The 14,991-nt window shown below is 43.7% G+C and carries 12 protein-coding genes and 2 CRISPR repeat arrays; of the genes, 10 read left to right on the top strand and 2 right to left on the bottom strand.

The genetic code is table 11. From position 1 onward, the window contains the following. The first annotated feature begins 197 nt into the window (after positions 1-197). Complete coding sequence (locus NFR88_RS04580) at positions 198-1,499, top strand: MFS transporter (RefSeq protein ID WP_251613827.1); 1,302 nt, start codon at positions 198-200, stop codon at positions 1,497-1,499. A 64-nt stretch (positions 1,500-1,563) separates the two neighbouring features. Here the strand turns inward: NFR88_RS04580 and NFR88_RS04575 are convergent, their stop codons facing one another. Both NFR88_RS04575 and NFR88_RS04570 read right to left on the bottom strand, forming a co-directional pair. Then, positions 1,564-2,037, bottom strand: coding sequence for a hypothetical protein (locus tag NFR88_RS04575; RefSeq protein WP_251613824.1), 474 nt, complete (start codon positions 2,035-2,037; stop codon positions 1,564-1,566). After that, the gene (locus NFR88_RS04570; protein WP_251613821.1) at positions 2,034-2,486 is read right to left on the bottom strand and encodes a DUF3990 domain-containing protein; all 453 of its coding nucleotides are present in this window, start codon (positions 2,484-2,486) and stop codon (positions 2,034-2,036) included. The genes NFR88_RS04575 and NFR88_RS04570 overlap by 4 nt, the downstream gene beginning before the upstream one ends. A gap of 247 nt (positions 2,487-2,733) precedes the next feature. Between NFR88_RS04570 and cas3 the strand changes: the two genes are divergently transcribed. The 9 genes from cas3 (at position 2,734) to NFR88_RS04525 (ending at position 14,984) form a co-directional block, all read left to right on the top strand. Further along, positions 2,734-5,193, top strand: coding sequence for a CRISPR-associated helicase Cas3' (gene cas3 / locus NFR88_RS04565; RefSeq protein ID WP_251613818.1), 2,460 nt, complete (start codon positions 2,734-2,736; stop codon positions 5,191-5,193). A 16-nt stretch (positions 5,194-5,209) separates the two neighbouring features. Next, a complete protein-coding gene (gene cas5c, locus NFR88_RS04560) occupies positions 5,210-5,959 on the top strand; it encodes a type I-C CRISPR-associated protein Cas5c (RefSeq protein ID WP_160202804.1) in 750 nt (249 codons plus the stop codon). Further along, positions 5,943-7,832, top strand: coding sequence for a type I-C CRISPR-associated protein Cas8c/Csd1 (gene cas8c / locus NFR88_RS04555; protein ID WP_251613905.1), 1,890 nt, complete (start codon positions 5,943-5,945; stop codon positions 7,830-7,832). The genes cas5c and cas8c overlap by 17 nt, the downstream gene beginning before the upstream one ends. Further along, positions 7,829-8,677 (top strand): type I-C CRISPR-associated protein Cas7/Csd2, encoded by an 849-nt coding sequence (gene cas7c / locus NFR88_RS04550; protein WP_160202802.1) that lies wholly within the window; start codon positions 7,829-7,831, stop codon positions 8,675-8,677. Before cas8c ends, cas7c begins: the two co-directional genes overlap by 4 nt. 1 nt (position 8,678) lies before the next feature. Continuing rightward, positions 8,679-9,356 carry a CRISPR-associated protein Cas4 gene (gene cas4 / locus NFR88_RS04545; RefSeq protein ID WP_465250573.1) on the top strand — a complete coding sequence of 226 codons (678 nt, stop codon included), beginning with the start codon at positions 8,679-8,681 and terminating at the stop codon, positions 9,354-9,356. Further along, positions 9,356-10,387 carry a type I-C CRISPR-associated endonuclease Cas1c gene (gene cas1c, locus NFR88_RS04540; RefSeq protein WP_251613816.1) on the top strand — a complete coding sequence of 344 codons (1,032 nt, stop codon included), beginning with the start codon at positions 9,356-9,358 and terminating at the stop codon, positions 10,385-10,387. Before cas4 ends, cas1c begins: the two co-directional genes overlap by 1 nt. Before the next feature lie 10 nt (positions 10,388-10,397). Then, entirely contained in the window at positions 10,398-10,688 is a 291-nt protein-coding gene (cas2, locus tag NFR88_RS04535) for a CRISPR-associated endonuclease Cas2 (RefSeq protein ID WP_251613813.1), read from the top strand. A 164-nt stretch (positions 10,689-10,852) separates the two neighbouring features. Beyond that, positions 10,853-11,425: direct repeats of the CRISPR family, unit length 33 nt; unit sequence GTCGCACCCCGTGAGGGGTGCGTGGATTGAAAT. A 254-nt stretch (positions 11,426-11,679) separates the two neighbouring features. Next, positions 11,680-12,660 carry a D-isomer specific 2-hydroxyacid dehydrogenase family protein gene (locus NFR88_RS04530; protein ID WP_160202798.1) on the top strand — a complete coding sequence of 327 codons (981 nt, stop codon included), beginning with the start codon at positions 11,680-11,682 and terminating at the stop codon, positions 12,658-12,660. Between the two features lie 218 nt (positions 12,661-12,878). Then, positions 12,879-13,506: a CRISPR direct-repeat array (repeat unit 32 nt; unit sequence GTCGCGCCTCTTGCAGGCGCGTGGATTGAAAT). 227 nt (positions 13,507-13,733) lie between these two features. Then, positions 13,734-14,984, top strand: coding sequence for a D-alanyl-D-alanine carboxypeptidase family protein (locus NFR88_RS04525; RefSeq protein WP_251613810.1), 1,251 nt, complete (start codon positions 13,734-13,736; stop codon positions 14,982-14,984). Positions 14,985-14,991 lie beyond the last annotated feature (7 nt).

Here is a 14,991-nt window from a genome sequence, read left to right as displayed (position 1 = left end):
GTGCAGTTTTCAAGGATAAGATTATATGATATACTTTTACTTAGAATTTTGCATGAAGGGAGTGAAAATGATGAAACTGGCTATTGCAGCAGCTCCATGCAAGGCTTAAGGGTGAACTTGTATGGAGTGAACGGAGATTCGCCCAAGGGCTTTGCAGTCTATTTGGAAATTATCTAAATAAAAAGGAGCAAAGTCTTATGAACAATTTAAAAATGATATGTAAGGAACTTCACAGTTTCCTAATTTTGTGGTCTACTCAGTCCTTGTCGCTGCTGGGCAGTTCGATGACCAGTTTTGCGCTGATTTTGTGGACATATGAGGAGAAGGGATCTGCTTTGACGACGGCGCTTTTGGCAGTATGCTCGTATGCGCCTTATGTTGCGATGAGCATTTTTGCAGGCGCCCTCAGCGATAAGTGGAACAAAAAGCTGACATTGCTGGTAAGCGACAGCTTTGCAGCGGTCTGCACATTCGTGGTGCTTGTGCTTTTAAAAACGGGGCAGCTGGAAATCTGGCACCTTTATGCGCTAAACGCATTGAACGGTCTCATGGGGACGGTGCAGCAGCCGGCAGTAGATGTGACGGTGACTTTGATTGTACCGAAGAAGCATTACCAACGGGTGTCAGGCTTGCGGTCGCTGTCCGGCTCTGTGGTAAATATTTTGACTCCAATAGCAGCAACGACACTATACGCAGTGTTTGGTCTATCCGCGGTGGTTTACTTTGACCTGGCAACTTTTCTATGCGCCTTTGTAACGCTGTGCCTATGGATAAAAATTCCTGAGGGCAAGTGTGCAGGAGAAGGCAAGGAGCCTCTGGTACAGTCTGCAAAGGCAGGACTTTCCTATTTGTGGAGCAATAGAGGGATTCTCGACCTAATGTTGTTTCTGGCGGCAATTAATCTGACGGCATCTATGTACAATGCAGCTTTTCCGGCAATGCTGCTGTCAAGAGCAGGCGGAGGAGAAACCGCTCTTGCGGCAGTCAATACGGCAACGGGGCTTGCTATGTTGGCAGGCAGTATTGTAGCTTCGCTGCTGCCGGAGCCGAAAAGCCGAATCCGTGTTATCTGTAATACGCTTCTATTAGCTATGAGTACGGAGAATTTTATCTTAGCCTTAGGTACTTCGATACCGGTGTGGTGTATCGGCGGAGTGCTGGGATGGATCTGGATTCCGATTATGAACGCCAATATGGATGTAGTTATGCGCAGCCATATCCCTGTTGAAATGCAGGGCAGAGTGTATGCGGCAAGAAATACGCTGCAGTTTTTCACCATTCCTATCGGTTATCTTTTAGGTGGTCTGCTGGTTGACAGGGTCTTTGAGCCGTTTATGGCAGTACAGTCTTCTGCCGGTACTGCCAGCCTGTGGTGCAGTCTGTTCGGCAGTGGAAAAGGCGCTGGTGCAGCGCTATTCTTCTTCGTGATTGGCATTTTGGGTGTGGTTACCTGTTTGATGTTTCGCAGGGATAAGCACATATGGAAACTGGAGGAGTGATAGGTTATATATAAAAAAGCAGGGTCGCTGAGCGGCCCTGTTTTAATGTGCGTTTGAAATTGAGTTAGAAGCCGCCGTTTGTATACGCGCGGGCGATAAAGTAGGAAGGCTCGTAATAGGCGCCGGTTGTATAATCATCAAGAATATTGCAGATGGGCGCATTATAGATACGAAGCATAGCATCGATATATGTTTCCTCAGGGGTAATGGTATCAAGGATGAGACGCTGGTAAACCTTTCCCATTTGCGTAGCTGTGGGCAGGTTTTCTGGCGCCAGGTCAGTGTTTATTTCCATAATGTCAAAATCCCCTTGGGTCAAATCATAATTTGCAATCCAGTCGTCTTCCACCTGCAATGGATTTTCGCAATGCAGGACTGCGGCGCTTTGGATGAGGTGCAGCCACTGGTTTTTGTTAACGGCATTTACGATGTAATGGTTGCGTCTGCGAAGCCGTCTGCTGATTCGTTCAATCATATAGCAGAGAAAATAAAGGTCATTTTCTGTTACTGGTTCATCTAAAAAATAAATCTTTTTCATAAAGAAACACTCCTGTTGAATTTTAGAGTAGAAAGAGATTTTTCTGTACAAAAGACAATCTGGTGTGTTGGATATTTGAATTTTGCAAGTGCCCAAAAGGCCTCTCTGGAAATGATACCGCGTGTAAAATCTTCTACATAATCCCAAATGGTGTCATCTGCCATAGGACCTTCTACTATATCGAAGTCATGTTCAATTCCGCGTCTGCAATTGACTACAAAATCAAGCCATGCTTCTGTTAATGCAGGAAAATGCAGCATGTGTAAATTTTTATCTTCTTCATAATCATATACATTGATGATATGCGTTGGCTGTTTTGTGAGCGCCCATCTTGCGGCTTGTTTTTCTAATTCAGTACAGTAGAATCCATAGCCGAAATCTTTGAAGTGTCCATGTGTCAGGATACGAGGTGTTTCTACAATTGTATTACTTCCGTGGTATAAAAGCATGTTTGTTTACTCCTGTTTTGGGGTTTTGGTAAAGAGTTTGATTCGATAAGAAAACCGAAACAAACTCTTTTTATTATCCATTTTAACATTTCAATCCACTGGAATTTCCAGACACGAAAATTCTAACATAGCCAAAATAGAAAATCAAGTTGGAAAATAATTTTCTATTTTAACGAAAATATAGTTGCATATATTTACGTTAGAGAGTATAATAGAGAAAAAATAAAGCAACAAGGAGGTGAAAATTATGGCTAGAAAAAAAGATGTCCATTTAGCACATCTGGTGAAAAGAGATGAGACTTTTAGAGAGCAGTCTGTGCGCGAACATGCGCGCCAGACTGCTGCATATGCAGGGGAATGTCTGAAACATGCAGGGCTTGCCAACACAGGATTTCTTGCAGGATTATTACACGATATGGGAAAGTGTAGAGCAGCCTTTACAACGTATCTTGAAGAATCTGTAGCAGAGCAACATCCTGCCAAAATCAATCATACCTTTGCAGCGGTAAAGTTTATTATGGAAAAAGCAGAGCACTTAGAGAAAAAAGATACCCTTAGTACACTTGCCTGTGAAATACTGGCATCAGCAGTGGGGATGCATCATGGACTGTGGGATATTTACAAGCCGTTAGATCCTAGTGCCAAGGACGGACTGTCGCATCGGGTTGAAACGCCGGAAGAAGAAATAGGCTATTCGGAAGTGGTGCACAATTTTTTTCAAGAAGTTGCAGATGAGCAGGAAGTTGACGCCCTGTTTCTGAAATCAATAGAGGAATTAAGGCATGTGGTGCAGAAGATTTTGCAGATTAAGGATTTTCAGAGCGAAGGAAAGAAACTTTGCTGCGGATATCTCACCAGACTGATTTCCTCTGCGGTAATAGAAGGCGATCGCAGAGATACGGCGGAATTCAATGATGAGAAGAACGATGAGAAAACCAAAGAAAAGAATGGAGCACGATACCAGGGCAGCAAGGATTTCTGGCAGGAGCAGCTTACTGTTATGGAAGAAAAGATGCGGACAGAATTTAAGTATACGACAGCTATTTCCAAGGTGAGAGGTCAAATCTCGGAGCAGTGTAAAGCCTTTGCGAAACGGGAAGGTGGTATCTATAGATTGACTGTTGATACGGGAGGCGGCAAGACTTTATCGTCCTTGCGTTATAGCCTTGCCCATGCCATGGAATACGAAAAAGACAGGATTATATTCATCATTCCACTTCTCAGCGTGCTGGATCAGAACAGCCAGGATATTAAGGATTATTTGAAAGATCCTAATGCGGTGCTGGAACATCATTCTAATGTGGTGAATACGGAGGAAGATGAGGAAGCTTGCAGTCAACGCGAGCTTCTGACGGAAAGCTGGGACGCGCCGGTTATAGTCAGCACGATGGTACAGCTTCTGCATGTTTTATTTTCGGAGAAAACCAGCGCGATCAGGCGTATGCAATCCTTGTGCAACAGTGTCATTGTGATTGACGAGATACAGATGCTTCCGCTGAAATTTATGCAGCTTTTTGCCGCACAGCTGGAATTTCTGGCTGCATGCTGCGGTACCACCATTGTACTTTGCTCTGCAACGCAGCCGGCATTTGATCGATTAAATTGGCCGGTGCATTTTGGCGAAAAAGCAGAGATGGTGCGTCTGGATCAAGAAACGAACAAAGTGTTTAAACGGGTAAACATTGTGGATCGGACAACTCCGGAGGGGATGTCTTTGGAAGAACTAGCGGATTTTGCGCAGGAGCAGATACTGCAAAAGGATTCGTTGCTTGTCATATGCAATACAAAGAATACGGCGAAAGAACTTTATCGTAAACTGGAACAGTGCAAAGAAAACGACTGGGAACTGTATTACCTTTCGACAGCGTTATGTGGAAAACATAGAGAACAGGTGCTTGCTGCCATTGGGAAAACGCCGGGACTCCGTGAAGACCGAAAAGTGATCTGTATTTCAACGCAGATGGTGGAATGCGGGATCGATTTTTCGTTCCAGTGTGTCATCCGGGTTCTTGCCGGGATTGAGAATATTGTGCAGGCAGCAGGTCGGTGTAACCGAGGCAACGAGTGGAACCACATCTGTGATATGTTTATCGTGAATTTGCAGGAAGAAAGCTTGCGATTTCTGCGGGAGATTAAAGAGGTACAGGACTGCTGCAGACAGATTCTGAATCTGCAAAGAGGTAAAGTTGATTTGTTGTCCAAAGATACAATCTCTGCATATTATAAAGCCCTTATGGATTCTACATATTTTAAAAAGCAAATTACCTACCCTGTAAAGATATCCGACCTCGGTTTTTCGATATTGGAATTGCTCAGTGTGAATCGGTGCAATGAAGATCGGAAACGCATTTTACGGCAGGCTTTTTTAACAGCAGGCAAGAACTGTGAGGTATTTGATACCAAAAAGACAGATGTGATTGTGGAATTTGACGATGATGCGAAAAAAGCGATTGACAATCTGACGTCAAAACAGGGTTTCAGCAATGGCGTAATCAGAGACTTATCTTTTGTGAAACAACAACTGACGGAGCTGCGCCCCTATACAGTCAGTCTGTTTGATTGGGAACTTGCCAAATTACGAGAAAATCAAAAGATTGACGAAAATCGGGTTCCCGGTGTTATCTTCCTTGACTCAGCAGCCTACGACAGTAGGGAAGGCGTCAGGATCGATCAATATGAAAAAAAGGGAGACTTTTTAAACGCTTAAAGAATGGAGGGATTACATGCAGTATAAAAACATCGTAGAATTTGAAGTTTCCGGTGATTATGCGCTTTTCTCAGATCCGATCAATCGGGTCGGCGGTGAAAAGTTCTCGTATCAGGTGCCGACTTATGAGGCTTTGAAGGGCATCTTACATAGTATTTACTGGAAACCGACACTGACCTGGATTGTTGACGCGGTCAGGGTGATGGAACCGATTCAGACAGAATCCAAGGGAATTCGTCCCATCAAGTATACCAGCAGCAAAAATGATTTGTCTTTTTATACGTATTTAAAAGGCTGTCGATATCAGGTTAGAGCACATTTTGTCTGGAATGAAAACAGACCGGAGCTTGCAGAAGATAGAAATGAACATAAACATTTTCAGATTGCGAAACGAATGATTGAACGCGGAGGACGGCGGGATATCTTTCTGGGCACGCGAGAGTGCCAGGGGTATGTGAAGCCTTGTGTTTTCGGCGAGGGAGACGGTGCATACGATCATACGCCGGAATTGGATTTTGGCATGATGTATCATGGCATCACCTATGCGGATGAGGCTTACTCTGAGGAAACGAAAAACAAAATGACAGTGCGGCTTTGGAGGTGCGTGATGCATAACGGGGTGATTACCTTTGATCGTCCGCAGGCATGTATCCATCGTCCGGTACGCGAAATGGAAGTCAAACCGTTTGGCGCTGTCTATGGGAATTTTGAAACAGTTGATAAAACAGGAGGTGATATTTTTGACCTGGATGAAAATGGCATGTGATACCTATGATCAAAATCCCGGAATGGTCGCTAATTTTCAAAGTGACGTGTATCTTTGTCCTATTGCGCATATGGAATCCAGCGCGCAAATTGAAGTCAGTCTGGATTTACAGGGCAATCTAACCGGTGCTCGTTCGATCGAAGACAAAGAGGCTGCTGCCTGTATTATTCCTGTGACTGAAGAATCAGCAAGCCGTTCCAGCGGTGATGCGCCTCACCCCCTTTGTGATAATCTGACCTATGTGGCGGGAGATTATGCCGGGTATGCGAGGTCAGAAAAGGAAGCGAAAACTGCAAAAGGACGGTTTGCAAAGTATATAGAAGGGCTGGCAGCATGGAAAGATTCTAATTACAGTAATGCAACAATAGAAGCAGTGTATGCGTATCTGTCTAAAGAACAGCTTATGGCAGATTTGATCCAGGCTGCAGTGGTGAAACTTGACGGAGAAGGAAAGCTAACAACAAACAAAATTGGCGGAAATACTTATGATAAGTGTATCGTCAGGTTTCAGATCGACGTGCTTTCCGGTGAAAAAAATTGCTGGCAGAATTTACAGGTAATAGAGGATTATCAGCATTACTATCTGGAGAAAAAAGCACAGGAGGCAAGAGAGGATATTTGTTATCTGACGGGAGAAACAGGTGTGATTTCTGCGAATCATCCGAAAGGCATACTGGCAGCCAGTTATGGCGCGAAGTTGATTTCTGCCAATGATGATAAAGATTTTACCTATCGGGGGAGATTTTATACGGGAGAAGAGGCGTATGCTGTCAGTTATGAAGCATCCCAAAAAGCGCATAATGCATTGCGCTGGCTGGCGAAACAGCAGGGGTTCTATGTTGGTAAAACGGATAAACGCTTTTATCTATGTTGGAATCCTGCGGGAAAGCATGTGCCGCAGGTTGGAGAGAATCTGTTTGGCTCGTCCTCTGATGAGGGTATTTTTTCGAAACCAACCACAATGCCGGAGTATAAGACGCAGCTGAAAAAGTGCATCAACGGGCATAAGAATCAATTTAAGACTTCAGATGATATTGCAATTATGGCGATGGAAGCGGCGACCACGGGACGGCTTTCTATTGTGTATTATCATGCAATGAAGGCGCCGGAGTTCTTCGCAAGAATTGAAAACTGGTATCAAGACTGCTGTTGGACGTTTCCCGTATTTGATGCGGATCGAAAACGGAAGCTTGTTGTAAAAACACCGGAAATTATACAAATCGTAAACAACGCATTTGGTGTGGAACGAGAAAACCAGCAGGGAAAATCGATGCTGTATGTCAATGACAAACTGATGATTATGCAGTATCAAAGATTGTTTCACTGTATCGTGGATGGAAAAATACTGCCGCGAGATTTTGTGGATGGGATTTTCAGACAGTGCAATAAACCGCTGTCGTTCTCAAAGAGAAACAGAGAATACATATTGTCCACAGCTTGCGCATTGATTCGAAAATATTGGAAACAGACGTATGGAAAGGAGATTGAAATGGCGCTGGATAGAAAAGAGCAAAATAGAGATTATTGTTATGGACGGCTGCTGGCGGTATATGAGAAGATAGAGCGCAGTACCTATGGGAAGGATGAAAACAGAGAAACGAATGCGATTAGGATGCAAAGTATGTATGTGCAGCGTCCAGCATCGACTTTGGCTTTACTAGAACAAAAATCGATTCCATATTTAGAGAGCTTACCGCCGCAGAAGAGGGAATTTTATCGACAGGAAATTGGCGAAATTCTAAATCTAATAGGAATTGATAAAGAAAATAAAGCGTTGGGCTATCTCTATCTTACCGGATATTATGCTGAACGGGAAGACCTAAGATGGAAGAATAAAGCGAAAAGTGAGGAAAAAGAGGAGGAAACCAAATGAGTATTTTACAGAACAAGATTGATTTTATTGCGCTGGCAGCAGTAACAGACGCCAATCCAAACGGCAACCCACTGGATGGAAATCGCCCAAGAACTACTTATGATGGGAGAGGCGAGATTTCAGACGTATGCATTAAAAGAAAACTGCGTAACCGTTTGCAGGATAATGGAGAAAAGATTTTTGTGCAGTCTGAAGAACGTTGTGATGACGGAGAAAAGAGTCTCAGTGATCGGGTCAAAACCAATCTCCCGACAGGACTTTCCTCGGAGGAATTCGCAAAACAAGCCTGTGAACTTTGGTATGATGTGAGAGCGTTTGGACAGGTGTTCGCTTTTAAAGGAGCAGCGCCGAAGGAAGGCGTTTCCGTGGGTGTACGGGGGCCGGTATCGATTCATCAGGCAAAGAGTATATCTTCCGTAGAAGTGATCAGCCAGCAGATTACAAAGAGTGTAAACAGTGAGCCTGGCAACAAAAAAGGGTCTGATACCATGGGAATGAAGCATCGGATTGGATTCGGTCTTTATGAGATCAAGGGTTCAATCAATGTACAACTGGCGGAGAAAACAGGCTTTACGGAGGAAGACGCAGAGGCGCTGAAAGAAGCGCTGCGCACACTCTTTGTCAATGACGCATCTTCGGCACGTCCAGATGGAAGCATGGAAATTGTTAAGCTATTTTGGTGGAGACATAACAATAAGATTGGACAGTATTCTTCTGCTAAGGTGCATGATTCTCTGCAGATTCAGCAGAAAGAACCAGAAAAATTGGCAACCTGTTTGGACGATTATGATATTACTCTGCTACCTTTAGAAGATTTGGAGCCTGAAATCATAGAGGGCATATAAAATGAAAATGGCTATGTATACGGAGGAAGAATACATCCAGCTTTCGGGCATTCAGCACTTTGCCTTTTGTCGCAGGCAGTGGGCGCTCATTCATGTAGAACAGCAGTGGGCGGAAAACTATCAGACTACAGCAGGGATTTTGATGCATAAGAAGGCACATGATGAGTCGTCTGTAGAAAAGCGTGGAGATTTAATCATCATGCGAGGTCTTCGCATTGCCTCACGGCGGCTGGGGCTTTCCGGGCAGTGTGATGTAGTGGAGTTTCACAGAGGGTGTGGTGGCATAACATTGTCCAATTATGACGGAACGTGGGATGTTGTACCGGTGGAATACAAGCGAGGAACAGAAAAAGATGGATGCGAAGATGCAGTACAGCTTTGTGCCCAGGCAATATGTCTGGAGGAGATGTTTCTCACGGATATTCCCAAAGGGTATCTGTTTTATGGCGAAAATAAGCGCCGGACGGAAGTTATTTTTGATATGACACTTCGAGGACAAGTTGAGAAGCTATGCGAGGAAATGCATACGCTTTACAGGAAGGGAAATACGCCAAAAGTCAAAACCAGTAAAAAATGTCGCAGCTGTTCGTTAAAGGATCTTTGTTTGCCGAAATTGAACAAGAAACTTAATGTGGAGCGGTACATCGCAGATAGACTGGGAGAAGGAGGTGCATTGTAGTGAAGAAGCTGCTCAATACATTATATGTACTTTCTGAGGATGTGTATCTGGCACTGGACGGAGAAAATGTAGTAATCCTTCGTGATGCGGAAACTGCCGGAAGATTTCCGCTTCATACGCTGGAGCAGATTGTCAGTTTCTCGTATAAAGGTGCTTCACCAGCGCTGATGGGTGCTTGTGCACGGAAAGAAATTGGGCTGAGTTTTTTCTCGCCGCAAGGCAGATTCTTGGCTCGCACTTCAGGGATACCATATGGAAATGTGCTGCTACGAAAAGAGCAATATCGAATTTCGGATGATGTAGATAGAAGTTTGTCATACGCAAAGGCAATGATTTTGGGAAAAGTTTTTAACTGCAGGTGGAGTTTGGAGCGGACTGTCAGAGATCACGGTCTGCGTGTTGATATTGAGCGTATCAAAGAAATTTCTGGACAGCTCCATCAAGGGATTTCCGGGATTCGCACATGTGATACGCTGGATTCCTTACGTGGCATTGAAGGTGAGCTAGCATCTCGATATTTTGCAGTTTTTGATGATTTGATTATCAATCAGAAAGAAGATTTTCGGTTTCGCGGTCGCAATCGCAGACCACCGCTGGATAAAGTGAATGCGCTGCTTTCCTTTGCATACACTTTGCTTGGAAATGATTGTGCAGGTGCACTGGAGGGCGTTGGACTGGATGCTTACGTAGGATTTTTACACAGTGATAGACCTGGTAGAAAGTCTTTGGCACTGGATATGATGGAAGAACTGCGTGGGATTATGGCAGATTGGTTTGTGCTTTCTTTAATCAATCGAAAGATTATGAAAGCGGCGCATTTTGAGACGCAAGCAGATGGAGCGGTATTGCTCAATGAAGACGGAAGAAAACAGTTCTTGTCGGCATGGCAGCAGCGCAAGAAAGAGATGATTACCCATCCATTTCTTGAGGAAAAGCTTTGCTGGGGGCTGGTGCCTCATATACAGGCAATGCTGTTAGCACGGACTATTCGTGGAGACCTGGAAGGCTACCCGCCGTTTTTATGGAAGTAGGAGGTTTCAGATGCTAGTATTAATTACATACGATGTGTCAACGCAGGACAAAGCTGGAAAGACCAGGCTTCGAAAGGTCGCAAGGGAATGTGTCAATTGTGGTCAGCGTGTACAAAATTCGGTATTTGAATGTATAGTGGACAGTTCGCAAATGCTGCTCTTAAAGGATAAACTTTTGTCTTTGATTGACGAAAAACAAGATAGTCTCAGGTTTTACTATTTGGGAAATAATTATCAAATAAAAGTAGAGCATTTCGGAGCCAAAGAAAGTTATGAAGCTGAAGGCGTTTTGATGGTTTAAGAAAGGTGCGAAAGGCAAGTGGACATAAAATCCTTGGGGCTTTCGCACCAGAATTATAGACATAATAGTTACTTTTCTGGAAGTATATGTATTTATACTTTTGGAAATTATAAAGAATTTACAAATAAATGGTGATTCTATTGGGAAATTGGCGTATATTTGCAGTCGCACCCCGTGAGGGGTGCGTGGATTGAAATTTGTATTGCATAACCTGCAACGCCACATAATCCTGTGTCGCACCCCGTGAGGGGTGCGTGGATTGAAATGGACAAGCTGTAGAAATTACAATCTTTTTGAACCTCGTCGCACCCCGTGAGGGGTGCGTGGATTGAAATGCTTTAGAAAATGTCGTTGTGACTGATGAGTTTGTCGCACCCCGTGAGGGGTGCGTGGATTGAAATTGTTCTCAAAGCTTTGGGCTTTGAAAAAGAGGAAGAGTCGCACCCCGTGAGGGGTGCGTGGATTGAAATAGATCCTGCAGGCGGTGCTGCCGAAGTGGTCAATTGTCGCACCCCGTGAGGGGTGCGTGGATTGAAATTACTCAACCCGATAAAAAAGGAAAGAAAGTAAAGTCGCACCCCGTGAGGGGTGCGTGGATTGAAATCAACAGTATGGTACAATAACGTCCAACGATTTTGTCGCACCCCGTGAGGGGTGCGTGGATTGAAATCTGTTCTTCCTGATGGCGTGGGGAGGCGGCTGGAGTCGCACCCCGTGAGGGGTGCGTGGATTGAAATGCGCCGGGGTTATCGTTACCGTAACCTTCTATGATCACTGGTACCAACTTGTGCCTATTTATAGTCACGAGTTGGTGGCTGTGAAAATACTAAAATATATAGAATTTCAGTTAGTTTCAATTTATATTCCTCTATATAAAATGGATGAGAGATTATTAATTTTTAATAATAGATTTTGACAATCATTCTTAAATGCTATGCATTCTTTTTTATTTGTGTTATGATAAATGCAAGTAAATGCGAGAGGTAGCGACATGAAATTATTTGTATATAGTATGAGAGACTTTGACGAAAAGCCTTTCTTTGACAAATTTTGTGAAAAGTATGATGTGGAGTATGGTTACACTGCAGAAGCGCCTTGCTTAGCAAATGCAGAGTTAGCAGCGGGTTATGATGCCGTGGATATTATTACAACTGTTATTGACAGAGAGTTAATTGATAAATTTTATCAGCTTGGAATAAAATGTATTTCGACTAGAACGATTGGATATGACCATATTGACTGGAAATATGCGAAAAAACTTGGTATGGGTATTACAAATGTAACCTATTCGCCATCCAGCGTGGCAGATTTTACTGTTATGTTGATTCTTATGGGGCTTCGTAAAATGAAGCATATCATGATGCGTGGGGATGTACAAGATTTTACACTTCGGGGAAAATTGGCGCGCGAACTACCAGGTTGCACTGTCGGCGTGATTGGAACTGGTCGGATAGGAGAAACGGTAATTCGTAATTTAACTGGATTTGGGTGTGAAATTTTAGCTTATGATCCTTATCAGAAAGAGTCTGTCAAAGCTTTGGGTGAGTATGTTGAACTTGAACAGCTGTTTTGTGAGTCAGATATTATTACACTTCACGTACCTGCAACAGATGAAAATTATCACCTGATTGATAATAATGCACTGCGCATGATGAAAAACGGAGTCGGGATTGTAAATTGTGCCAGAGGTGCTTTAATTGATAGTGATGCACTGATTGATGCGATCGAATCGGAAAAGGTTGGATTTGCGTGCCTAGATGTAGTCGAGCACGAAAGTGGTCTGTACTATTTTGACCGCATGGGTGAACCTCTGGGAAATCCGCGATTAGCAATCTTAAGGTCTTATGCCAATGTTATCGTTACATCCCATATGGCGTTTTACACGGATGAAGCAGTGGCGAATATGGCAGAGAACTCTATTTTAGGAGCAAAAAAATACTTTACAGGTGAAGAAAATCCTTTTGAGGTATAATTGCGACAGATAAAATACACTTGTCCTAAAAATATTTTGGAAAAGATGGAATTTTGTTGGTGCGAAAACGAAGTGAACATGACTTTCTGGGATGTTTCGCACCTGTAATTCAATGAAAAGAGGTGATCTTAAGAGGCTTTTGACAGTTTAGTAGTATGTAGAAATAGAAATAAAACAAAAGATTGATAAAAATTATAGAAATCTTTTACAATTTTGCAGTCGCGCCTCTTGCAGGCGCGTGGATTGAAATGGCTATACATAATGGAAGAATCTGGTCTGAAGCTGTCGCGCCTCTTGCAGGCGCGTGGATTGAAATATTTCCGCTTGCTATATCGCTATAATCTACTTGGTCGCGCCTCTTGCAGGCGCGTGGATTGAAATGACAAATATGTGCGGTATTGACTTTTCTATACACGTCGCGCCTCTTGCAGGCGCGTGGATTGAAATGGTGAGATCATGAACAAACAAGATGCAGAACTGGAGTCGCGCCTCTTGCAGGCGCGTGGATTGAAATACTTCTTGCGGGCTTTTGCCATTAACCATTTGCAGTCGCGCCTCTTGCAGGCGCGTGGATTGAAATATAGACTGTCGTTTTTAAATACTTTTTACCCATTCGTCGCGCCTCTTGCAGGCGCGTGGATTGAAATCGCAATTCTTCCAATCCAAATTCGCAGGGTCAGGTCGCGCCTCTTATAGGCGCGTGGATTGAAACTGGCGTTGGAGCGGAAGCATAATTGGAGTATATTTGTCGCGCCTCTTGTAGGCGCGTGGATTGAAACGTGGTTTGATTTTGCTGATGGTACGAATATGGGAAGTCGCGCCTCTTGTAGGCGCGTGGATTGAAATCGTGGACCGGGACAATTACCGGACGGTCTATGCATTCGTGTCCCCTTCGCGGGTGCGTGGATTGAAATCTTGTGACAAGGACAGAAACTTCTATAAATCCTGGGAAAAACGGAAATAATTTTGAAAATAGCCTATCACTACAGCAAACCTTACGGCAATCTTTTCCGGCAATTAGCATATCCGCTGCACTTTTCTCATATATTACACCAAATGAGAGAGGTGTTTTTATGATAAGGAAGAATCGAAAAAGAGCGTTATGCCTACTTTGTGCCCTTTGCCTTTGCGGAACTGGTGGAATTTTAGGTGTGAAATACTATTCTAACCCGCAGGAGCCTGTAGTGCTGGAAACAGTGTCTGATAGTTTGACGTCTGAGGGTGCCCCAACCGAAGAGCAAAAGAAAGCTAATTTGAATTTAGATGTAAAGGCAGCAGTACTCATTGATGCGGATACGGGCAAAGTCCTTTATCAGCAGGATGCTCACAAAGAGCTGCCACCAGCGTCAGTAACCAAAGTTATGACCATGCTTCTTGCAATGGAAGCAGTTGAAGATGGGAAAGTTAAATTGACCGACCCAGTAACAATTTCTGAGAGAGCAGCGTCTATGGGAGGCAGCCAGATGTATATGGAAGTTGGTGAAACCCATACACTGGAGGAACTTTTGGAGGGGATTGCCATTGTCAGTGCTAATGATGCCTGTGTTGCTACGGCGGAATACATTGCGGGCAGTGAAGAAGTTTTTGTGGAAAAAATGAATAAGCGGGCTGAAGAACTTGGCATGAGGGATACGCACTTTGTAAATACCAACGGATTACCTGTAGCAGATCATTACACCAGTGCATATGATATAGGAGTGATGTCGCAAAAGCTTTTGAAGCACGAGCACACGCAAAAATGGTTTAATACCTGGCAGACGACGATACAGGTTGGGCTTCCCGGAAAAGAAAAGGAGTTCGGACTGACCAATACCAACAAATTAATCAAACAGTATCCCGGTGCTAATGGTATAAAAACTGGCTTCACTCAGGAGGCGGGCTTCTGCCTTTCTGCTTCGGCGACAAAGGATGATACTACGCTGATAGCCGTGGTGTTAGGTGCAAAGACTTCAAAAATCCGGTTTGAAGAAGTTTCAAAGCTTTTGAATTACGGATTTGCCAACTATGCGTCGGTCACCTTGGCAGACAAGGGGCAGCGCATGAAAAAAGTGACCCTTGATAAAGGAGAACCTTATTCTTTTCAAGCATTAACTACCGAAAAAATAACAGCTTTTGTTAAAAAAGGAGAAGAAAAGCAGGCGGCATGTAAAGTTACCATAAATAAGAACATAAAACTGCCTCTGCGAAAAGGTGACAAAGTAGGCACTTTGACTGTATATATCGGAAAAGAAAAAGCAGGCACCTACGATCTGGTGTCCGACAGAGATGTAAAGAAAGTTTCCTTCCTAACCTATTACATACGGAAGATAAAAAATTTATTCTGATTTCAGA

It is taken from the genome of Senimuribacter intestinalis (assembly GCF_943192965.1).
In the GTDB taxonomy this organism is placed as follows: Bacteria; Bacillota; Clostridia; order Peptostreptococcales; family Anaerovoracaceae; genus Senimuribacter; species Senimuribacter intestinalis.
This window is presented reverse-complemented; position numbering and strand designations above follow the sequence as displayed.

Excerpts from the sequence above, each read along its gene's own strand:
- NFR88_RS04580 (WP_251613827.1), top strand. The coding sequence starts at position 198 with ATGAACAATTTAAAAATGATATGTAAGGAACTTCACAGTTTCCTAATT.
- NFR88_RS04575 (WP_251613824.1), bottom strand. The coding sequence starts at position 2,037 with ATGAAAAAGATTTATTTTTTAGATGAACCAGTAACAGAAAATGACCTT.
- NFR88_RS04570 (WP_251613821.1), bottom strand. The coding sequence starts at position 2,486 with ATGCTTTTATACCACGGAAGTAATACAATTGTAGAAACACCTCGTATC.
- cas3 (WP_251613818.1), top strand. The coding sequence starts at position 2,734 with ATGGCTAGAAAAAAAGATGTCCATTTAGCACATCTGGTGAAAAGAGAT.
- cas5c (WP_160202804.1), top strand. The coding sequence starts at position 5,210 with ATGCAGTATAAAAACATCGTAGAATTTGAAGTTTCCGGTGATTATGCG.
- cas8c (WP_251613905.1), top strand. The coding sequence starts at position 5,943 with ATGAAAATGGCATGTGATACCTATGATCAAAATCCCGGAATGGTCGCT.
- cas7c (WP_160202802.1), top strand. The coding sequence starts at position 7,829 with ATGAGTATTTTACAGAACAAGATTGATTTTATTGCGCTGGCAGCAGTA.
- cas4 (WP_465250573.1), top strand. The coding sequence starts at position 8,679 with ATGAAAATGGCTATGTATACGGAGGAAGAATACATCCAGCTTTCGGGC.
- cas2 (WP_251613813.1), top strand. The coding sequence starts at position 10,398 with ATGCTAGTATTAATTACATACGATGTGTCAACGCAGGACAAAGCTGGA.
- NFR88_RS04530 (WP_160202798.1), top strand. The coding sequence starts at position 11,680 with ATGAAATTATTTGTATATAGTATGAGAGACTTTGACGAAAAGCCTTTC.
- NFR88_RS04525 (WP_251613810.1), top strand. The coding sequence starts at position 13,734 with ATGATAAGGAAGAATCGAAAAAGAGCGTTATGCCTACTTTGTGCCCTT.